The sequence below is a fragment of the Paenibacillus aurantiacus genome (assembly GCF_042431225.1).
Taxonomy (GTDB): domain Bacteria; phylum Bacillota; class Bacilli; order Paenibacillales; family Paenibacillaceae; genus Paenibacillus_Z; species Paenibacillus_Z aurantiacus.
In genome coordinates, this window is the sequence record NZ_JBHMDO010000015.1 from 271,681 (window position 1) to 291,849 (window position 20,169).

Genomic DNA, 20,169 nt, shown 5'->3' on the forward strand with positions numbered 1-20,169 from the left:
CTATCCAGCCGTCCTCCCTCTGCTTCTTCAAAAACGCCGCGCTCCCGTCTTCAGGCCAGCCAGCCGTTCTTCTCCGCAATGCCGATCGCGTCGATCCGATTCTTCGCCTCCAGCTTCTGAATCGCTTCGGACAAGTAGTTGCGCACCGTCCCCGCGGTCAAATACAGCCGCTTGGCGATATCGCCGGCGCTCAGTCCTTCAGCTGCCAGCTTCAATACCTCTCTCTCCCGCTCCGTGAGCGGATTCTCTGCCTCCCAGAACGTGAGGGCGAGCTCTGGGCTGACCGCCCGGCCGCCCTCGTACACCGACCGAAGTGCGGCCGCCAGCTCCTCGATCGGCGAATCCTTCAACAAGAATCCCTTCGCTCCGGCGCGAATCGCCCGTTGGAAATACCCCGCCCGCGAGAACGTCGTCAAGATGACAACCCGGCAGGACGATTGCTCCGCCTTCAGCCGTTCGGCGACGTCCAGCCCGCTCATAAGCGGCATCTCGATATCAAGCAGACAAATATCCGGCCGTTCCTCGGCGACGAGCGCCAGCGCCTGTTCGCCGTTGGCCGCTTGGCCAACTACCTCGATATCATCCTCCATATCCAGCAGGGCGCTGAGCGCGCCGCGCAGCATCGCCTGATCTTCCGCGATGATCACTCTCATCGTCCGCTTGCACTCCTTTCGACCGCGACCGACTTGGCCACCTTCGGCGCCGTAATCGACATTCTTGTCCCCTTGCCTTCGGCTCCGGACTCATATCGTATGCTTCCCTCGATCAGCCGAAGCCGATCCCGCATGCCTTGCAAGCCGCTTCCGCCTTGGCCTGGCGCGACCGGTACCCGCCCGGCCGCCTCCGGCATGCCGACACCGTCGTCCTCGATCGTCAGCACCGTCTTGTCCGCTTCCTCCTGCAGCGCGATGACGCAGCTCCGCGCTCTGCTGTGCTTCACGACGTTGGTCACCGCTTCGCGCAGACACATCCCGAGCAGATTATCGATAATCGGCGAACCGGCCCGCGCGCCGACCTCCCCTTCCGTCCGCAGCTCGATGCCCGCCGCCTCCAAGATGCGCGCCGCGCTCGCCACTTCGCTCTCCAGCGTCACCGCGTTCATCTGGGCGACCAGCTCCCGCACCTGCTTGAGCGCCGCGCGCGAGGTCGACTGAATGTCCCGCACCTCCTGCACCGCCCGCTCGGGGTTCTTGGCGATCAGCTTCTCGGCCAGCTCGCTCTTCAGCGTAATGAGCGAGAGCGTATGGCCGAGCGTATCGTGCAGATCGCGCGAAATCCGCTGCCGCTCTTCCTGACGTGTCAGGCGCGCGATCTCTTCGTTCGCATCGGAGAGCCGCTCACGCAGCTCTCTGGATCTGCGTCCAAGCCGCATCGCGACAGGCATCGAGAACATGACCAGAACGGCCGGCAGCAGCTGGAGCATCTTCTCTGAATCGCTGAACAGCGAATAATATTGGAAGACCGAACCATAGAGCAACAGCAGCACGCTCATGGAGAAGAGCATGTCGCGGCGCGACTTGAGCAGGCCGATCACCGGCGCTGGATAGAAGGCCATGTACAGGAAATTCTCATCGTACCTGAAACAGGCCAACGCCACGAACGCGATTTGCACCATGACGAGCGTCAGCCGTCCGGATTCCTGACGATAGCTTAGTACGTAAATAAAGGCGAAAATCGCCACGAAGCCAAGCCCGATCAGCCGCTCCTCGAGCGGCCGATGGAACAACGTGTAGAGCGGGAAAGCCATATACACAAGCCATACGAGCGTAAAGCTTGCCGGCGGTCCCTCCCGGGGCCGCTCCGAGCGACGAAATCGAAACATGCCGTCACACCGCTTCCTGTTTTTTGATAATATACGACGATACTAGCATAAAGACGATCACGTATGCAGCCAGAATCGCGATGCTCGCCCACTCGACGGCGCCCCCGGCCACGATCCGCCACGCGCCTTGGCCAAGCCGGTTGGTCGGCAGCGCCTCCGCGATATCGCGCATCAGCTTCGGCATCGTCTCCGTCGGCATCCACAGTCCGCCCGCGACCGACATCGCCATGTACACCAGGTTGCTGACCACTTGGACCAGATCCACGTTGCGGATCGTGCCAAGCAGCGTGCCGAGCGACATGAACGCGAACCCGCCGAGCCAAATCCACAGCCCGCTCTCGATCCACTGCCCGGCCGTCAGCTCGACGTCCTTCACGAGCGCGCCCAACAGGAACAAGAACACGATCGTGAAGAGATTAAGCACGCCTTGCGAGACGAGCTTCGCGACGACTTGGGCGTAGCCCGGCAGCGGCGTGATCCGGACGAGCCGGTGCCAGCCCTGCGCCCGTTCTCTGGAGAAGCGGACCGCCAGCGACGTGACGCTCGCGCCGACGACGCCGTACACCGTCATGGACATCAGATAATACGCCTTCCAGTCCGTACCGCCCACTTGCACCGAACCGCCTACCGTCCCGGTGAATATAAAGTAGAATACCGCCGGCATGATAATGGTAAAAATAACGAACCTCCGGTTGCGGACCGTCCGCAGCAGTTCTGCCTTCACCTGCGCGACAAGCGCGGTCATCGTTCCGTTCATTAGCCATCGCTCCTTCAGTTAAAGTTATTTCGCGCTTTGGACCAGCGACTGGAATGCCGCCTCGAGTCCGCCGCTTTGAATTTCGATATCCTTCATCGGTACCTGCCGCCCGATCAGCTCCGCGATCAGAGCGTCTGTGTTCCCGCTGCTTACATGCGCCCGCGGCCCATTCCACTCGACGCCGCTGACGCCGGGAATCGCCAGCAGCGTCTCGTTCGTTACGCCTGCGCCCGGCACGAACGAGATGATCCGTCCAGTCGTCTCCGCCTTGATCTCGCTCGGCGTGCCGTCTGCGACGAGACGCCCGTTGTTGATGACGACGATCCGGTCCGCGATGCTATCCGCCTCTTCGAGATAGTGCGTCGTCAGGACGATCGTGCGCCCGCTGCCGGCCATCGCCCGCACCGTATCCCAGAACACCTTGCGGCTCGTCACGTCCATGCCAACGGTCGGTTCGTCGAGGAACAAGACCTCGGGATCGCCCGCCAGCGCTAGTGCGAAGCCGAGCCGGCGCTGCTGGCCGCCGGAGAGAGAAGCAGCCATTTTATCCCGTTCCTCCTCCAAATTCGCAAACCGGAGCAGCTTCTCGAGCGGCAGCGGATTCGGGTAGTAGCTGCGGAACAAGTTGATCGTCTCCGCCACCTTCAACCCGTCGACGACGCTCACCTCCTGCAGCATGGCGCCGATCCGCGCCCGCACCCCGCGCTCGTTCGGCGATCCGCCGAGCAGCTTCACTTGTCCGCTCGTCGGCTGCTGCAAGCCGAGGATCATCGAGACCGTCGTCGTCTTCCCCGCGCCGTTCGGTCCGAGCAGCGCGACTACGCTGCCCCGCTCAATCGCCAGGGACAGGTTATCGACCGCCCGTTTGCCTTTGAATGCCTTGCTCACTTGCTTCAATTCGATTGCCGCCGCCATCAGGCTTCACGCTCCGTTCATTGGTTTCGCCGTGCGCTTCGCCGCACACGGATCAGGTTATGCAGCTATCGTACCGAATCGGGGGATACGGTAACATGCATGAATAACACCCGTTTCATATGACAGTTGTCATACTGGGACTCAAACCACACCTGCTTAGCGGGCATGCACAAAAAAGGCGATCCTTCGGTCATCAAGAGATGACTGTAAGAATCGCCCTGTTGCCCTTTGCATAGGCGCGCTGCAGATCCGGGGTCAGACCGCGCTTGTAGACACCGTATACGGGGGAAGATTGGTATTCTCTTGATAAAAGTGCTCCACGCAGCTTGCTATGTAACTAATATCTGCTTCACTAAGATGTGTCCCCATGGGCAAGCTCAAGAGCTCGTTGACGTACCTTCTTGATCTATAATTGGCGTACAACATCTCATGTCCTGCGATAAAAGGCTCTTGACTAATAGCCGTTGGATAATGAATACCACATTCCACGCCCGACTTCAAAAGGTGCTCCATCAACTCGTCCCTTCGTTCGCACCGTATTGCATATTGATGGTAGACATGGCGATTCTCCGGCTCGACCATCGGGAGCACGATAGGCTTCACGTCCGCGAAGACTCTTGCATAGACCGCAGCGACCTCGTTACGCGCCTTAATCCAAGATTCCAAATAATCTAACTTGGTCACGAGTACAGCCGCCTGAATGGAGTCCAGCTTGGAATTACGGCCGGTTCGGCGATATTCGTATTTCGATATTCGCCCATGGTCTCGGATCAGCCTGATTTTGTCCGCTAACGCCTCGTCGTTGGTCGTAATAGCCCCTGCGTCGCCGAACGCCCCCAAATTTTTGCTGGGATAGAAGCTAAAGCAGCCTAAGTCTCCGATCGAGCCGGCCATTCGGCCTTTGTACGTTGCACCATGGGCTTGGGCGCTATCTTCAACGACGGCCAGATTATAGGCATCCGCCAATTCCATAATCTTGGTCATAGGGGCCGGATGTCCGTACAAGTGAACGGGTATGATCGCTTTTGTGTCTGGGGTAATTAATCGTTCAAGCTCGTCCGCATTCATCGTCAAATTTGAACCTACATCCGCGATCACTGGTCTCAACCCGACGTTGATAACGGCATTCGCGGTCGCGATGAACGTGCAGTCCGGAATGATCACTTCTGCGTCTTTCGGCAAATCAAGCGCCGCCAAGGCAATCTCCAGCGCATCCGTCCCGTTACCGACCCCAAAGCAGTATTTCACCCCCAGATAGCGGGCGAACTTCTCTTCGAAAGCGAGAACGTCGCTTCCGTTGACAAAGGTATTATCGCGAATGATCGCCGTCATTTTCTCGATGACGTCGCCACTCACCTGCTGGTTGACGGTTGCAATATCCGTTAACTTAATCATGATCGCGACCTGCCCCGATTTGTATAAGTTCGAACCCGCTATTGCGGCACTGTTCTTTCGTCAGCACTCTTCTGCCGTCATAGATGAGCGTTTGGCGCATGCGTTCTTTCAATTGTGCGAGATCAGGCTCGTAGAACTCTTCCCATTCTGTTAGAATCAACAAGGCATCCGCATCGATTACCGCATCGTACTTGCCGGCCGTATACTCGACCGACACCCCCTCCAGCACAATCTGGGCTTTGCGCCGCGCGGCCGGATCGTAAGCGCTTATGGACGCCCCCAGCGCGCTTAATGCATGAATTACGTCGAGGCTTGGCGCCTCCCGCATGTCATCCGTGCCAGGTTTAAACGCCAATCCCCAGACGGCAAAACGGTATCCTGCCAGATCATTCCCGAACCGCCGTATGATGTTCGCGACCAAACGCTGTTTTTGCCTGTCGTTCACGGACTGAACCGCCCTCATGATCGGCACGTCGAGACCGTAAGTGTTGGCCGTCTTGATTAGCGCCTCGATATCTTTCGGGAAACAACTGCCGCCATACCCAATTCCGGCATTCAAAAATCCGCTTCCGATGTTAGGGTCCATACCAACGACATTCCGCACGGAAGCAATATCCGCGCCTACAGCTTCACAAAGATTCGCCAGTTCATTAATCATGGATACTCGTGCCGCCAGCAAATAGTTGGAGGCGTATTTGGCCATCTCCGCCTCCACCGGACTCATGATTTGAATGACCGGATTTTGCAAACCGGACTCGTACAAGCGCACCAATCTGTCTGCAGCACGGGGATCCTTCGTACCGATGACGACCGAATGAGGATGGAGAAAGTCTTGCAAGGCGCAGCCTTGGCGTAAAAATTCCGGATTCATCGCGATGCTGAAGTCGACTTGCTTGCCAAGTTTGGCCGCCGCATGCCGTATGACGCGTTCCAGTCGCGCCGTTGTACCGGCCGGGACCGTAGACTTGACAACAATGACCGTGTCGTTCGGAATGACAGCCCCTAATTCTTCGCACACGTTAAGCAGGCTGGAGAGATCAGCGATTCCATGTTTAACGGAGGGAGTCGGCAAACAGAGGAAAATCAATTTCGCGGATTCTAGGACATCGGATAACCTGGAGTGAAACGAGAGCCGTCCATCGTGAACGCCTTGTTGTACCAACTCGTGAAGACCTTCTTCGTATATATCAACCTGCTCGGCTTCGAACTGCCTCAGCTTGCTCTCGTTATTCTCGACGCAATACACCCTGCAGCCGAAACTAGCGAAAGACGCGGCGGCAACCAAACCGACATATCCTGCTCCGATAACGACAATATCCACCTTTATTTCTCCTTATGTTGTAGTCATATTTAGTGCCAACGCACCTTTCGGGTTGGCACCTAACGCTTGCATTCTCAACCCCATAGGTAAGCGCACCTCCCCCTCGCTATATTGTGATACAAATTGTATACACCAATAAGTGGAAAAGGTTTCAGGGTCTAACGGACTATTTTCGTTTCCTGAAACTTGAAGTTGCGTTTTCATCGCGTTTCCTGTAAACTATTGATTTGTAGTACAAGTAACCCCTTATTATTTCCTCAATTAGGATTATTGGATTTATCTCACAATTCCTCACATCCGAACACCATTCCTTTTTATTCAAACGGCTGCAAGAAGGAACACGGATTCACACTGGCGCGGTCTTCGGAACCGCAAGGACGATTGAGAGGTTAGGGCTTTCGTTGTTTTCGTGCAAGACATGACATTACGGAAAACATGAGCGGTTACGCTACCATATATGGCGCAGGCAAGCGCATAAATGCACAAAGACCCTCGTTTCTTCGCGAAACGAGGGTCGTCTAATTTCATTATCTTCAAGCGCCGCGGCCGATGGTCGCCATCCCGCGCTTGTTCGTCAGCGCAGACGCTAACGTGGCCGCTCCGAGCCCCAGCCCGATCAAGAAGCAAAGTCCTGCCGCGATCGGCAGCGCCGACCATTCCAAGACCGGGTGGCCGATCATCGTTTGCCAGCCCATGAGAAGCAATCCGATCCCGTACGACAAACCCGCGGTGTGCACGACGCCCTGTCGAACGCGGGCCGACCACGGCGTGCGCAGCGTCAGCCAGGCGATGATCGGGTGCGCCTGCAGCGCGTGGAAGCCCAGGCCGTGCAGCCAGATGATATTCCCCTCCGCTCCGACGTAACGGCCGAGATTGAGCGAGATCCAGATTCCCGCGCCGAAGGAGATCATGACCGCCGCCATCGTATATCGAAGCGCCAGTGTCAGCTCCGGATGCCGTTCATACGTGCGGCGCCGGAAGAAATACGTCGCGAATACCACATAGAAAACCACCAGCAGCATCGCGACAGTTGCAAACACATTACCGACTGCGGCATCGAAAGCCTCGGTACTATTCGTGAACCGGGGATTGATGCCCCTTGCGTTCTGCACCGTCTCCGCCGCGTACGAATACAACGCCAGCACAATATACGACCACCGGAAGAATGCGCGCATTCTTCCGCCCATGCCCGCCAGCGGCATAACCGCCGCGGTCGATAGGATGAAGAGGCCAAGAGCTCCATCGAACGAGAACGCGTTCCTCATATTGCCCTCCGCCCCGACCTCCGCTCCGCTGACCAGCGTCCAAATCCCGCATATAGCCGCCAATACGAAGCCTAACAGCCCAACGCCGACCAACCATTTTTCCCCCGTGAAGAACGTCGCTTTCGCGTTGTTCCCCCGCGTCCCTCCCGTTCGCGCTTTCATCGCTTCTACCACCCTTCGCCGATTGGATACCCTCATTCTAGAGGAAGGATATGGATGGGCACGACGGGCGGCGGACGGAGCGCGGACTGGACTTAAGTGACGCCATCTCCCTCCGTCCCCGGAAGGAGCGCGCAAGAACGGAAGACGGAGCCTGCCGTGGTCGTCTGGGTATCGACATCAATGTCACGGTTAGCGGCCCCGCAATGAACGATCGCACGAAAAGCCCCCTCCGGCAATGAACCGAAGGAGGCAGTACTATATTATCCGGAGTAATAGGGCAGATTCGCATTCAGGTCGCGCCGTCTAAGTGGTCAAGCTATCATCGGTTCAGCCCCATTGCTTCAATGACCCCCTTATATCGGATAGTGCACAGGTACGAAGTAGGTCACATAACCTCGATAGCCGCTTGGGAAGGCGTAATCGGTTGACCGCCAACAGGACGGGTGCCATGGCGTGAAAGCACACCAAGGCGGTCTCGGCGTGCCGCCACCGCCCGGGAACGGCGGGAACGGAGGTTGAGGCGGCTGTGGCTGCGGCTGTACTTGCTGCGGGAGTGTCGGCCCCAAGTATTGAATGCCGACCAAGTCCTGGTTGCTCACCTGGGTGAACTGGAAGCTGCCGTCAGGATTGACGATATTAATCGAAACGGTGCCGCTGCCCAGATCGGCGCCAGGCGCCGGCGGCGTGAAGGCAATCAGCTGCCACGTTACCAGACCGAAGCCCGGAATACTGGAGCGGAAGAAATGGCCTACGCGGCCGTTCAGAATTTGTTGGTTAATGACTTGCGGGTTAATGAACTGCGGCGTGATCGACAAACGAATCGTTCCCTTCATCGTGAAATTCACTCCATACAGGTGTACGCCCATCGGCTTGTATGGGTGAATTGTCTCCGCTCCAGCCCAGAACGTCCCGTCAGGTCCGCTCCTATCCTGCTGCAGCGGCACGCGCGGCTGGCACAGACAAGCATCGCGCCCGACCTACCCGTCCGCCCGACCCACCTCGCGGTAAGCATCGATGAACGCCTGCGATGCTTTGGTCAGCCTGCCGTTCTGCAATCCGATCAGTCCGCTCAGCGCGGGCGCCGGGTTACCCTCCAGCTCGAATTTGCGGAAAGGGACGCCCCTGTGCAGTTTGACGACCGTCTCGGGCACGATCGTCGCGCCGAAGCCCGTCGAGACGAGCTGCATAAGCGTCGTCATGTCCGAGCATTCGCAGACGATGTTCGGCGACAGGCCGCGTTTAACGAATTCGTCGCGAATCATTTGATTGATGCCAAGCCCTTCCGTGCTGGGCACAATGAGCGGATAATGTTCGATGCGGCCAAAAGAGATGGAGCCGCCCGTCTCTTCGATATCGTAGCCGCCGACGAAATAATAGGGCTCCGACTTTACGTAATGCAGCGTGAATCCGCTTAGTTCAAGCGGCAGCCGGACGATCGCCAGATCCAGCACCCGCTCCCGGACCAGGTGGCACAGCTGGGACGAATCGTTCTGCTGGATGCTGAACGTGAATTGCGGGTAACTCTGCTGGAAGAGGCGCAGAATGCGAGGCAGGCGCTCGTCCGACAACGTGTTAACCCCGATCGACAGCCGGCCGGTCCAGCCTTGGCGGATCGCCTGGATTTCCTCCTCCGCTTCTTGCAGCGAGGCAATGATTCGGGTCGCATGGCGATACAAGGCCCGCCCTTCATCAGTTAGCTGCATCCCTCGGCCTTCCCGCTCGAACAGCGCCGCGCCCAGCTCCTGCTCCATCGCCTTCAGCTGCTGGGACAGCGGCGGCTGTGCCATATGAAGTCGTTTGGCCGCCGCCGTAATCTGCCCTTCCTCCACGATCGCCACGAAGTACCGCAGCTGCTTGATGTCCATGTACGATCCCCCTTCCCATCCCAATCCATATGAAAAAGATATGATAGACAGATGATTTTCATACTTTCTATATCTCACACCCCATGTTACCATGTGGGCTGACATCAGAGAGAACTTATTTAGGAGGAATGCGCCATGAATAGCGGGCGTATAACGCCGAAAGTCGCATTAGCCGGCGTACAATGGATGTTCTTCATCCTCGCCAATACCATCGTCGTGCCGATTACGCTTGGCCAGCTATTCGGACTGCCGCCCGGACAAATCGCGTTCACGCTGCAAATATCGTGTATTTTGACCGGCGCCGTCTGCATCCTGCAGGCGCTCGCCGGCCACCGCTTCGCGATCATGGACGGTCCTTCGGGCGTCTGGTGGGGCGTGACGCTCAGTCTCGTCGCGGCCGCTTCCGCGAGCGGCACGCCGATCGCCGAGATCGGCGGCGGACTCGCGGCCGGCTTCATGCTGGCCGGCTTGCTCATGGTCGTGCTCGGCGGCCTTGGATTCAGCCGCCAGCTGACGAAGTTGTTCACGCCGGTCGTGATGAGCATATCGCTGTTCCTGCTCGCCGTGCAGCTCATTATGCACTTCTTCGAAGGCATGCTCGACATTCAGCCCAGCGGCCACATGAACGGACCGGTGGCCGCCTTGTCCGTCGGCATCGCGGTGCTCGTCGGCATCCTGAGCGTCAAAGGCCGCGGCCCGCTCGCCAACTTCTCCATGCTGATCGGCATCACGGCCGGCTGGCTCGCGTACGAGCTGCTGTTCCCTTCCGCCGGCGGCCCAGCCGCCGTGCAAGCAGCGAGCGCGACGCCGCTGTTCCCTTGGGGAGCGCCTCGCTTGGACGCGGGCATTCTGCTCGCTTCGTTCATCGTCGGCCTCATCAACATGTCCAACACCGTCACGGCGCTGCATACGACCGGCCGATTATACGGCCAACCGCCGACGGATGGGCAGCACCGGCGCTCCTTCCTTATCACGGGGCTGTCGTCGATGATCGCCCCGCTGTTCGGCCAGCTGCCCTTCGGCACGTTCGTCTCCTCGCTCGGGCTGCTGGAGAGCACGCGCATCCTGCACCGGCAGGCGCTTGCCATTGGCGGCGCATTGTTCCTGGCGCTCGGCCTCGTGCCGCAGCTGGGCCAATGGTTCGCCGCATTGCCGATCAGCGTCGGCAGCGCGGTACTGTTCATCGCTTACCTGCAGATGTTCGGCACCGCGTTCCGCGCCATTCAAGGCCAAGGCATCGATGCCCGCGGCTTCTACCGGATCGCCGTGCCGCTGCTGCTCGGCATCAGCATCATGAACACGCCGGCCTCCGTATTCGCCGAGCTGCCGCTGTTCCTCCGTCCGCTCGTCGGCAACGGACTCGTCGTCGGCATTCTCGTCTCGGTCGCGCTGGAGTTTCTCGCCCGTCGGGCCGCGCAAGCAGAGGCCCGGCTTCCGGGCGTGGGGGCAGAGCCATTGAAGATGGATGGTTAATGTATGGCAAACTAAAAAACACAGCGCTTCGGAACGAATCGAAACGCTGTGTTTTTATTATTCTAACCTTTCCTATGCTTAAACCTTCACGCCCTTAACCTTTCGCCAGCTTCGCCGCCAGCTGTTCCACCATGTAATGGCTGCCCAGCACCTGGTCCGCGCGAATCGCGCAGCGCGATGGATCGGCGAGCGAGTCGAGCACATGCTGGACGACGCCCTCGAAGCCGCGGCGCTTCAGATGCGAGTCCCAACCGCCGAAAGCAAGCGAACGGCTGCCGGCCGCCGCGTCGAACAACACTGCCCGCTCCAAATCTTCCACGATCGCCGACCGGCCGCCGCCGTGCAGTTCAACCCGTTCGGCATCCGCGCCGGCAGCGCGGTCCATCGAGAACGTGCCTGCGCACTGCCGGCCGACCGCGCCCTGCAGCATGCCGAAGACAGAGCGCAGATAGCCCTCGCCGTCCGCCGCGATCGATGCGCCCGCCAGTTCCGGATCAGCGCCTTCGTCGCCGCCGCACAGCCACATCGCCAGGTCGATGCCGTGAATCGCGTCGTCATAGAGCGTTTCCTTCACGCTGCGCTTCTGCGGCTTCGTCCGGTTCTTCTGGACGATGACCGTCGCCGCGCCGCCCGCTTCCGCCATCCAGCTCCGCGCTTGCGCGATCATCGGCGCGTATCGCCGGTTGAACCCGACGGCCAGCAGTCTGCCCTGGCGCTTCGCCTCGGCCGCCATCTCCTCGGACTGCCCGATATCGCAGGACAGCGGCTTGTCCACGTAGACGTGAATCCCTTCGGCCAGACAGCGCATCACGATGTCATAATGCGTCTGTGTCGCGCTGTGAACGAAGACCAGCTCCGGCCGCTGCTCCAGCAGCGCCTCCAGCCGGTCGTAACGACCTTCGATCCGGTACGGATCGGCGGCAGCCTGTACGGAAGCCAGCGTCCGGCTCATCAGACCGACGATCTCCACCTGCGGATGAACGCCCAGAATCGGCAAATACGCCTTGCGCGCGATATCCCCGATCCCGACGATTCCGACTTGAATCCGTTTCTCTCCCATCGCTCTCGCTCCCTCTCTAAACCTACTGCCAGCATAGCACGAACCACCTCGCCCGACAAAAAAAGAAACCTTCGCGCCCGGACGACGGGGACGAAGGTTTACTCGGCTTCCATGCTTTTCGGTTGTCTTAAGACCATCGCCTGCAGCGAAGGCATCCGCTTCTCCAGCCAATGAACGCCCATCAGCAAGAGCGTCAGCCCCGCCAGCGAGCAGCCTACGAGCACCGGCACATGCCATGCCGCAACCGCCCCGGAGAAGAACGGGATGAACGAGACGGCGAGCACCGGCGGCGCGTTCAGCTTCATGAGATGTATGAGCTGAATGACGATCAGCGTATTCAAGAACAGCGCCGCGATACCGGGCACGTAGTTGAAGATAACCGTTCCGACCAGCGTAGCGATAAAAGCGCCCAGCGCAATCCGCGCGATGCCTCGGTAATCGGTGCGGGACATGAACAGGAAGCAGAACGCCCCGAGCGCCGGATAGAAGAGCATCCGGAGCGAAGGAATATGATGGGCAACCCAATAAATAAGCGCGACGTAGCCGCAAATGGCCCACACGCGCAGATTGAAATGAAACATGTTCGGCCAACACTCCATTGTAACATGTAGTGTCAGGTTAAACCCGACCATTGACCATTCTACTCCCCGTAGTCCGATGCGTCAATCGCTAATTATGCGAGCTTATCCGAACCGTGTGCGGCATGCATCCATGCGTACTCACCATACATCGAGCCGACTTTCGTCACTTGGAAATAACCCCCGGCTTAGCTTCATTCGAACTAATCTCTCGAATCGCGTATAATAGGACCATAGACACTCGTAGAAAGAAGGCTTCGGATTGCGCAAACGCATAGTATTAACCGGACTGCTCTGCGCCTTGTTCATGCAGGTCGCTCCGATTCCCGGTCACTCGGAGAGCGGCCCGTTGGCTACGGGGTTGAAGAACTACCGGCTGCCTGCAGCGGGAGGCGACCTCTCGGCCAGTCTGCTCGGCGCGGACAAGTTCCAGGTCGCATGGCGAGTTGCGGCAGGCGACCCGAACTGGCCGCTTCGCGTTGCGGCAGACGGCACGTTCTTATATTCGAAGGCCGGGAACATCGCTGGACTGCTCCCTTCGGGCGAGTCAGTGACTCCAGACGGAACGGCCGCGCTCGTCGCATCCACGCCTCGCGCGGGCATCGCGTTCGGTCCAAGCTCCATCGTCTCCACTGTTCGCGGCCAAGCATGGACCTATCCTCTCGCGGACGGAACATCCCCGCTCCCCGGCTCCCTTCAGACGGATGCTTCGGGTAATTTGTACGCGCAGGACCAATCCGGCGGCTGGTACTCGCTCACCGCGCAGGGCCAACTTCGCTACCGGCTCCAAATCGCGTTACCGGCAGGCAGCCGCATGTCATGTAAAGTCGCGCCTTCCGGCGACGCGGCGTGCCAATCCGGCCTGCTGGGCATCATCGGCATCCGGGAGAAGAACGCTGCGCCACGCGTGCTGATCGATGGACGGGAGCAATTTTACGGACAACGGCCTTTCATTCGCAGCGGCGTGACGCTCGTTCCCCTTCGCGGCATATTCGAAGGACTGAAGGCCGATGTTCGATGGAATGCGGACAGCGGCACTATTACCGCTTCGCGAGACGGCGTCGTCGTCAAGCTGACCGTCGGGAGCGCGGGGGCCAAGATCGGCTCGCGCACCATCGCCCTTTCCCAGCCGCCCGTGATCGTGAACTCGGCCGTATTCGTGCCCTTGCGGTTTATTGGCGAGTCGCTGGGCGCGACTGTAATCTGGGAGAAGACATCGACGATCCAGATTTTCTCGCCATAATCCGGGCTTGTGCCCCGCTTAGCGAATTCTGAGGAGGAAACAACTTGATTCATCATCGCAGCTTCAAAATCGCCGCCCTCATTGTCGTACTGCTGCTTCTGCTCGCCGTCGCGATTCGTCAACTTTTCGCGGAAGACCCGGTCCAGCGGCAATCGTTCGTCCCCATCGAGACCACCCAGGTGCTCAACAACCCATTCATGGGGTTCGTGGCGGACGCCCGTTACGATACCGCTACCCAGCCGGTCCGTCTCGCGCATGTGAATCTGACGTGGGCGGATCTCGAGCCGCTCAAAGGCCAATATGCCTTCACCGAGATCGAGCGCAAATTCAATTTCGAACGCTGGCGGGCGCAGGGGGTTAGGCTGGTCGTTCGCATCATATTGGATTACCCTCGCGACACGGCCCATAAGGATATTCCCGATTGGCTGTATGAGGAGACCCGTAAGCGCGGCACCGCCTACAATACGGAGTATGGGCGTGGATTCAGTCCTGATTATACGAACCCGGTACTCATTCAATACCACCGGGAGCTGATCAAGCAGGTGGCGGCACGCTACAACGACGACCCTTTGATCGCCTTCGTACAAATCGGCAGCGTCGGACACTGGGGCGAGTGGCATACGTATGACGGGGATGTCGTCGCCAAGCATATCCCATTCCCGACTCATAACGTCACCGATCAGTATGTACAGCCTTACGTCGACTATTTTACGGACAAGCCGCTTCTTATGCGCCGGCCGCATGAAATCGCGCTGCGTAATGGCATGGGTCTGTTCAATGACTCCTTCGGCAGGGAAGACGCGACGATGGAGGAAGGAATGCTCGGCTGGTACACGAAAGGCTATACGAACTGGCTTACCGACGAAGAGGAGCCCGCCATGCCGGATTTCTGGACAAAGGCGCCGAGCGGCGGGGAGTTCGCCGGAACGTCGGGACTGCTCTCGGATGGCAGCATTGAGGAAGCGATCCGCGAGGCCAAAGCAACCCATGTCTCTTGGCTCGGTCCTTTCGCGCCGACGACAGAGCCCGCTGGTGGGGCTATGCAGCGCAATATCGACCGCTTCCTGACGACGATCGGCTATCGTTTCGTCATTGCGGAAGAATCCCATGAGGAAGAGGCACAGCCGGGCGGCAAGTTGAAGGTCGAACTCAGCGTGAACAACCGCGGCGTAGCACCCTTCTATTTCGATTGGCCATTGGAATTGTCTCTGGCCGACGACAATGGCAGCATCCGTACTTCGGTGAAGACTAGCGCGGATATTCGAACTTGGCTCCCCGGCGTCTCGCAAGTCTCGTCCGAGCTGCCTGTCCCGAACAATCTGCCTCCAGGTGAATATACCGTGACGGCCGCGATTTTAGACCCTGATACGGGAGTCCCAGGCGTCGATTTCGCGATCGAGGGCAGAAGAACAGACGGACGTTTTTCCCTGGGTACCGTGACGATTACCGGCGAATAAAGGCATACACCGCCTAAGATTGGGATTGAACATGGCCTTTAACCCTTATTTTCCATATAAATAGTTCTTAATGACTACCTGTTTTACGTTACTATTCGTCACATTAGTCTCTAAGACTCATGTTAGAATTTGCTGGAATATATTATCTTTACTTTAGAAAACCGAAAAGGCAAACCTGGGGAAACCCAGTGACGCAAAACTATAGGGGCTTCCGCCGCATGCCGGCGATGCCAGCCAGTTACCGAAGTTGTATCGGACCTGTACACCGACAGATCCCGGACAACCCGGGATCTGTTTTCTTTTCTATTCATTACATAGAAGAGGGTGCATGGTCATGATGAAAACAAAAAATTGGTTTATCGCTTTGCTCGCATTGATGTTCCTGGTTACGACGCAACCGGTCGGCGCTTCCGCGGAATCCTATTCCAGCGGAACCGGCAGCAAGCTGCTCATCTACTACGCGACGCCGAAACTGATCAATAACGTGCGCGACGATGCCGCGGCTGCCGCGATTTTCGCCAAATACGACTACGTCGTACTCGGCGCGGGTCTGGAAAGCCCCTCCCATGCTTATAACGTTTCGACACGGAATATTATCGGCCTGGCGAAATCGATTCACCCGTCCATGAAATTTTTCGGTTATGTCGACTTGGGCGTGACCACGTATAACTACACCATCGATGTCATGCAGACGAAAGTCACGCAGTGGAAGAGCATGGGAGTAAGCGGTATTTTCCTTGACGACGCCGGCTACGATTTCCAAACGCCGCGCGCCCGCCTCAACCTGATGCTGGACTACCTGCACAGCAACCAGCTTAGCGGTTTCGTGAATGCCTGGAAGCCCGAAGACGTGATGGGCAGCGAAGTGAACGCCGCCTACAACCCAAGCGGCATTGCCACTCGCATGGGTCCTAACGATTACTACTTGCTGGAGAGCTTCATTCTTAATACGGTAACGAGCTCCTCCACTTACGTGAGCAATAGCGGTTATGCGATTGGGAAGTACATCAAACAACGCGGCGATAAAGCCATGAATTATAAGAAAACGCTCGGCGTTAAAATGATGGCAATCAACGTCGTAGATTATGTAACGCGTACGGATGCGCAAATTCGCAAGTATTTCGAGATGATGGAAGTAGGCTCGCTGCTGTTCGGCCTGGATGGATACGGCCTAAGCGCCGCCAACTATAGCGCAAGCGGCACGAACCGCTTCTTAGTTAAGGATCATGCTTACAATCCGAACTACAAGACACTCGTATCCAGTTCATCCAGCTATACAACTAACGCCACGCTGACCGAGTTCAAGCGTGCGGGTTATACGATCCATAACGAACCGAGTTCGCACTGGTGGAACTTCCGTCAATAGTAACCAGCGTTAGCTTAAGACAAATAAAGAACCGTCCATCGACGATCGCGTCGATGGACGGTTCTTTTGTTTATCCTGCATATGCGCCAGTTATACGCGCACCGCGCATAATAGCCGATTGCCGATGGTTCACGGCGCGTAATCGCCATTGTAGCTAACCAAAACCGCGTCTTTCACGCCGTCGATCGCGGAGATTTCGCTGACGAAGGCGGTATTGTCATCCCGCAGCCGAAGTTCAACCGTCATTTCGGTCTGGTCTTTGCGAACGGTTTTCGATTTCAACACATACTTCATTTTACGCAGCACAATTTTCACCTGATCGCTGGCACGCTCTTCGTAATTGACGATGAGCAGGTATGGAGCGTCTTTTCTTTTGCGCTTCGACAAGAAGAATAGCACGGCACTGATCGCGAGAGAACCGATTATCGCAATCGGGTAGATCTTGGCGCCAGTCGCGATTCCGACCGTAATGGCCCAGAACATGAACATGATGTCGAGCGGATCTTTCACGGCCGTCCGGAAACGAACGATACTGAGCGCGCCGACCATGCCGAGCGAGAGCACGATATTGGTGCTGATCGTCATGATGACAATCGTCGTCAGCATCGTCATAATGACGAAAGTCAGGTTGTAGTTGTGGCTATACACGACGCCTCGGAACGTCTTGTAGTACGTCCAATAAATAAACATGCCGAGCACGAAGGAAATGAGCAGCCCGATGACGATCTCGAGGATCGACACCTGCTTGAAGGCTTCCATTTCTATTATGCTTTTCTTGAATACTTCTTGAAAATTCAGTTGATCTCCCATGTTGGCAATTGCTCCCCCTGACGCTAGTCCGCGTAACTTTTTCTTCTTTCTCTGCAGATGACATACTTGGAAATGGTAGAACGATTCGCGGCAGACATCTGGATCAAGCCATACACGAAATCCGGAAGAAACTGATTGTACTTCACTTCCAATATCGTCTTCGGCCCTTCGATCGACTCCACCATCGGCAAGTTCGGATCAAAAATATCGAGCGACTGAATGCTTCCCTTCAGGCTCTTATCGAACGTAATCCGCACGTCGCTGACCGGGAAAATGTACGCTTCCCGCTGGTAATCCACGACAACTGCCGGTTTAAGCAAGCCATGCTTGTTGTCGAAATAGAAATCGCGCGCCAGCGGGCTCTCTGAATTCCGCAGAAACTCCCAGTCCCCTGCGATAATGCGGTCGTACTCTTCCCTGGTCATGCTGGCCGACTCTTTGGCGATATATTCGTGATACTTACTCTTGCGTTCCAGCTTAATCACGCGGTCACTCTTGTTATAGATGCGAATCCGGTATTTCTTCCGTTGAAAGATGCCGTCGTTCTTGTCGTTAAGCGCCGCCTCATGCATATTGTCGAAATAGAGGCTGCGAATATGGTAACCATCTCGTCCGATTGAGTTCTTGTCCATGGTCAACACGGCGCCAACCCGCTCGCGCAATCCCAAATATTCATGATAATGAATGTAATACTTCATTTCGTGGCGGAGCTTCTTGCCGGCGAATTGCATGCCCTCACGCTGCCTTTCCTCGCTGATCCTCATGTAGTCCGTACTTCTGGAGATCGCGGTCGCTAAGATCGAACTGCTGCTTGAGCTGTGCGATAAGTGCCCGACTGAGGCCGCGATGCATAATCCTTGCGCTTTCTCGTTTGCTGGAGCCAATCTTCAACCGATCCGCCCCATCTTTCCAGATGCGGGACGCCATCAGCCGCCTTTTAGTCCACATAGAAGTCTTTCACGCCGAAAAACTCTTCCCCATCCACGTCCTGGTACATATCGAATGCCGTAACGTCGTTCCCCTTGCTGTCCTTCGACAGCACTTTGAGGAAGTAGTGGCCTTTGGCCAGTTTATCCACTGAAATTGAATTCCATTGGTAATTTTCCTTTTTGACGATCGGCCGCGCGAAACTCGGCTCTTTGGCGAGCATGAACGTATACGTCAAATCATCGCCCTGCAAATCATAGGAAGCATCCCATCGGAATTCCCACTTGCCGTCTTTCAGCTCCGGCTCCCCAAGGAAGAACGGCATCGGGTTCTCCAGCGCCTTCAGAAAATTTTGCTCATTGACGACCGGCAATTGCTTCATCCGGTCCACTTCATTGTTCCACTTGGCATACGGATAGTGCAAGGTCGTCAGATCCGGTACCCGTCTGACATATTGATTCACGATCGGCTTATAAAGATCGATGAGCGCGGTCGTTTTCTCGGGGCTGAAGTAGGTTTTGACCTCCTCCATTTTGGCGAGAAGCTGCTGCACATTGGCTGGATCCTTAAAGAATCGGTTCTGCAGCTTGCTGCCCCAATAGTTTGCGATCCCGCGCTGCCATTTCGCCCGTCCGCCATCGTCGATGCCCTCGAACTCGTTATAGCCCCATGCTCCGTCGTAGTCCCAAGGAAGGAAGAACCACTTCTCCGAGTTGAGCGGCGAATACAAGTAGAAGTTCTGCGTATTCGTATCGATGTCATCCGTCAAAATATTGATGCTCATCCAAGTCAAGAAATTGTCCCGATCGAAATAGCGATCGAATACGTCGTTGATGTCCAATGACAAATTATTGACGTCGTCTAGCATGGCAAGCAGCTTGGTGTTGTCCTCGTTGCCCTTCACTTCCATAATGCTTTGGAACTTGGCGTCGTTGTACTCCGGATCATCCTTCGCCTTCAATGCATCTGGATAACGAAGAAACTCGAAGTTGGTAGCCTTGTACAAATGCCCGTTCGGATCCAAACCGTGCGACTTCAGAAACTTCTTGTTCGGCTGTTCGATCTGGGTGTACAATCCGTAATCCTGATAGCCTGCTATGCTGCTCGTCAGGTCTTTTACGTGCAAATGCACGAATTGCGTCCGCAAGCTCGTGAAATCCGGCACCTGCCTAAACAAGTCGAAGCTGAGCTTGTTACGCATCCGGGTAAAATCATAGGCATGCTTAATCAAGTTAACCGTGGTTTGGCCTCGCCACAGGCCCGCTTGATCATATAATTTCAGCTTGTAGGCTTTCTGGTCAGCCCGTATCGATGAGTTGCCGCGCAGACTGATCTCGGCATTCGGATGCGTTGCGCCGTACCCGAAGGAACCTGACTTAGCGCCATTGTCATCGCCTTCTTGCAAGATGACTTCCATCGTCTTATCTTCCGTATTCTCCGCCTTGCTGTTGATGCTATTCAATTGCTTCCACGTGATCGGATGCTCCGCCGTCAAGTTCGTATCCGAGACCGTGATATAAAAATCCACCACGGTACCCGGCTGATCGTCCGCGTACACGGAGCGATCCTCAACCAACTTCGTGCTGTACGCCGCCGCCAGTTCGATCTTGCTGTCTGGCGTCTCTACGCTCGCATTCGCCGCTTCTTCCGTCTCCGTCGTTGCGCAGCCGCTCATAAGTCCGACCAATAACGCTCCCGTACAGCAGGCGATGATGCCTTTCTTTCTTATATTCATGTTCTCCTCCTACAAAAA

The 20,169-nt window shown here is 56.8% G+C and carries 18 protein-coding genes and 1 riboswitch; of the genes, 4 read left to right on the forward strand and 14 right to left on the reverse strand.

Annotated features, from left to right (window positions below; translation table 11 throughout):
- Nucleotides 1-50: 50 nt before the first annotated feature.
- The 9 genes from ACFFSY_RS08070 to ACFFSY_RS08110 all read right to left on the reverse strand — a co-directional run bounded on the left by ACFFSY_RS08070 (nt 51) and on the right by ACFFSY_RS08110 (nt 9,502).
- Nucleotides 51-653: a response regulator transcription factor gene (locus ACFFSY_RS08070; protein ID WP_377492561.1), complete on the reverse strand. Its 603-nt coding sequence runs from the start codon at nt 651-653 to the stop codon at nt 51-53.
- Nucleotides 650-1,822, reverse strand: coding sequence for a sensor histidine kinase (locus tag ACFFSY_RS08075; RefSeq protein ID WP_377492564.1), 1,173 nt, complete (start codon nt 1,820-1,822; stop codon nt 650-652). The genes ACFFSY_RS08070 and ACFFSY_RS08075 overlap by 4 nt, the downstream gene beginning before the upstream one ends.
- Nucleotides 1,823-1,826: 4 nt before the next feature.
- A complete protein-coding gene (locus ACFFSY_RS08080) occupies nt 1,827-2,579 on the reverse strand; it encodes an ABC transporter permease (protein WP_377492567.1) in 753 nt (250 codons plus the stop codon).
- 24 nt (nt 2,580-2,603) lie between these two features.
- Nucleotides 2,604-3,494, reverse strand: a complete 891-nt coding sequence (locus ACFFSY_RS08085; protein ID WP_377492570.1) for an ABC transporter ATP-binding protein — start codon at nt 3,492-3,494, stop codon at nt 2,604-2,606.
- Nucleotides 3,495-3,749: 255 nt separating this feature from the next.
- On the reverse strand, nt 3,750-4,889 hold the full coding sequence (locus ACFFSY_RS08090; RefSeq protein WP_377492573.1) for a DegT/DnrJ/EryC1/StrS family aminotransferase: 1,140 nt from the start codon (nt 4,887-4,889) through the stop codon (nt 3,750-3,752).
- Nucleotides 4,882-6,210, reverse strand: a complete 1,329-nt coding sequence (locus ACFFSY_RS08095; protein ID WP_377492576.1) for a UDP-glucose dehydrogenase family protein — start codon at nt 6,208-6,210, stop codon at nt 4,882-4,884. Before ACFFSY_RS08095 ends, ACFFSY_RS08090 begins: the two co-directional genes overlap by 8 nt.
- Before the next feature lie 533 nt (nt 6,211-6,743).
- Entirely contained in the window at nt 6,744-7,637 is an 894-nt protein-coding gene (locus tag ACFFSY_RS08100; protein ID WP_377492579.1) for a hypothetical protein, read from the reverse strand.
- A gap of 353 nt (nt 7,638-7,990) precedes the next feature.
- The gene (locus ACFFSY_RS08105; protein ID WP_377492582.1) at nt 7,991-8,470 is read right to left on the reverse strand and encodes a hypothetical protein; all 480 of its coding nucleotides are present in this window, start codon (nt 8,468-8,470) and stop codon (nt 7,991-7,993) included.
- Between the two features lie 144 nt (nt 8,471-8,614).
- A complete protein-coding gene (locus ACFFSY_RS08110; protein ID WP_377492585.1) occupies nt 8,615-9,502 on the reverse strand; it encodes a LysR family transcriptional regulator in 888 nt (295 codons plus the stop codon).
- 135 nt (nt 9,503-9,637) lie between these two features.
- Between ACFFSY_RS08110 and ACFFSY_RS08115 the strand changes: the two genes are divergently transcribed.
- Nucleotides 9,638-10,975: a uracil/xanthine transporter gene (locus ACFFSY_RS08115; protein ID WP_377492588.1), complete on the forward strand. Its 1,338-nt coding sequence runs from the start codon at nt 9,638-9,640 to the stop codon at nt 10,973-10,975.
- Nucleotides 10,976-11,069: 94 nt separating this feature from the next.
- Here the strand turns inward: ACFFSY_RS08115 and ACFFSY_RS08120 are convergent, their stop codons facing one another.
- Both ACFFSY_RS08120 and ACFFSY_RS08125 read right to left on the reverse strand, forming a co-directional pair.
- Nucleotides 11,070-12,035 carry a Gfo/Idh/MocA family protein gene (locus ACFFSY_RS08120; protein WP_377492591.1) on the reverse strand — a complete coding sequence of 322 codons (966 nt, stop codon included), beginning with the start codon at nt 12,033-12,035 and terminating at the stop codon, nt 11,070-11,072.
- 98 nt (nt 12,036-12,133) lie between these two features.
- Nucleotides 12,134-12,616, reverse strand: coding sequence for a hypothetical protein (locus ACFFSY_RS08125; RefSeq protein WP_377492594.1), 483 nt, complete (start codon nt 12,614-12,616; stop codon nt 12,134-12,136).
- 259 nt (nt 12,617-12,875) lie between these two features.
- On the opposite strand from ACFFSY_RS08125, the gene ACFFSY_RS08130 reads away from it, so the two are divergent.
- The 3 genes from ACFFSY_RS08130 (at nt 12,876) to ACFFSY_RS08140 (ending at nt 16,679) form a co-directional block, all read left to right on the forward strand.
- The gene (locus ACFFSY_RS08130) at nt 12,876-13,856 is read left to right on the forward strand and encodes a copper amine oxidase N-terminal domain-containing protein (RefSeq protein ID WP_377492597.1); all 981 of its coding nucleotides are present in this window, start codon (nt 12,876-12,878) and stop codon (nt 13,854-13,856) included.
- 44 nt (nt 13,857-13,900) lie between these two features.
- Entirely contained in the window at nt 13,901-15,313 is a 1,413-nt protein-coding gene (locus tag ACFFSY_RS08135; RefSeq protein ID WP_377492599.1) for a DUF4832 domain-containing protein, read from the forward strand.
- A 158-nt stretch (nt 15,314-15,471) separates the two neighbouring features.
- A riboswitch (cyclic di-GMP riboswitch) is annotated at nt 15,472-15,559 on the forward strand.
- 88 nt (nt 15,560-15,647) lie between these two features.
- The gene (locus tag ACFFSY_RS08140) at nt 15,648-16,679 is read left to right on the forward strand and encodes a hypothetical protein (RefSeq protein ID WP_377492602.1); all 1,032 of its coding nucleotides are present in this window, start codon (nt 15,648-15,650) and stop codon (nt 16,677-16,679) included.
- A 129-nt stretch (nt 16,680-16,808) separates the two neighbouring features.
- Here the strand turns inward: ACFFSY_RS08140 and ACFFSY_RS08145 are convergent, their stop codons facing one another.
- The 3 genes from ACFFSY_RS08145 to ACFFSY_RS08155 form a co-directional block, all read right to left on the reverse strand.
- Nucleotides 16,809-17,489: a DUF4956 domain-containing protein gene (locus tag ACFFSY_RS08145; RefSeq protein WP_377492605.1), complete on the reverse strand. Its 681-nt coding sequence runs from the start codon at nt 17,487-17,489 to the stop codon at nt 16,809-16,811.
- Nucleotides 17,490-17,512: 23 nt separating this feature from the next.
- Nucleotides 17,513-18,253, reverse strand: coding sequence for a polyphosphate polymerase domain-containing protein (locus ACFFSY_RS08150; protein ID WP_377492608.1), 741 nt, complete (start codon nt 18,251-18,253; stop codon nt 17,513-17,515).
- 173 nt (nt 18,254-18,426) lie between these two features.
- Nucleotides 18,427-20,151, reverse strand: coding sequence for a CotH kinase family protein (locus ACFFSY_RS08155; protein ID WP_377492611.1), 1,725 nt, complete (start codon nt 20,149-20,151; stop codon nt 18,427-18,429).
- Nucleotides 20,152-20,169: the final 18 nt, after the last annotated feature.

Coding starts and splice junctions, on each gene's coding strand:
- ACFFSY_RS08070 (WP_377492561.1), bottom strand. CDS start 653: ATGAGAGTGATCATCGCGGAAGATCAGGCGATGCTGCGCGGCGCGCTC.
- ACFFSY_RS08075 (WP_377492564.1), bottom strand. CDS start 1,822: ATGTTTCGATTTCGTCGCTCGGAGCGGCCCCGGGAGGGACCGCCGGCA.
- ACFFSY_RS08080 (WP_377492567.1), bottom strand. CDS start 2,579: ATGAACGGAACGATGACCGCGCTTGTCGCGCAGGTGAAGGCAGAACTG.
- ACFFSY_RS08085 (WP_377492570.1), bottom strand. CDS start 3,494: ATGGCGGCGGCAATCGAATTGAAGCAAGTGAGCAAGGCATTCAAAGGC.
- ACFFSY_RS08090 (WP_377492573.1), bottom strand. CDS start 4,889: ATGATTAAGTTAACGGATATTGCAACCGTCAACCAGCAGGTGAGTGGC.
- ACFFSY_RS08100 (WP_377492579.1), bottom strand. CDS start 7,637: ATGAAAGCGCGAACGGGAGGGACGCGGGGGAACAACGCGAAAGCGACG.
- ACFFSY_RS08105 (WP_377492582.1), bottom strand. CDS start 8,470: ATGAAGGGAACGATTCGTTTGTCGATCACGCCGCAGTTCATTAACCCG.
- ACFFSY_RS08110 (WP_377492585.1), bottom strand. CDS start 9,502: ATGGACATCAAGCAGCTGCGGTACTTCGTGGCGATCGTGGAGGAAGGG.
- ACFFSY_RS08115 (WP_377492588.1), top strand. CDS start 9,638: ATGAATAGCGGGCGTATAACGCCGAAAGTCGCATTAGCCGGCGTACAA.
- ACFFSY_RS08120 (WP_377492591.1), bottom strand. CDS start 12,035: ATGGGAGAGAAACGGATTCAAGTCGGAATCGTCGGGATCGGGGATATC.
- ACFFSY_RS08125 (WP_377492594.1), bottom strand. CDS start 12,616: ATGTTTCATTTCAATCTGCGCGTGTGGGCCATTTGCGGCTACGTCGCG.
- ACFFSY_RS08140 (WP_377492602.1), top strand. CDS start 15,648: ATGATGAAAACAAAAAATTGGTTTATCGCTTTGCTCGCATTGATGTTC.
- ACFFSY_RS08145 (WP_377492605.1), bottom strand. CDS start 17,489: ATGGGAGATCAACTGAATTTTCAAGAAGTATTCAAGAAAAGCATAATA.
- ACFFSY_RS08150 (WP_377492608.1), bottom strand. CDS start 18,253: ATGAGGATCAGCGAGGAAAGGCAGCGTGAGGGCATGCAATTCGCCGGC.
- ACFFSY_RS08155 (WP_377492611.1), bottom strand. CDS start 20,151: ATGAATATAAGAAAGAAAGGCATCATCGCCTGCTGTACGGGAGCGTTA.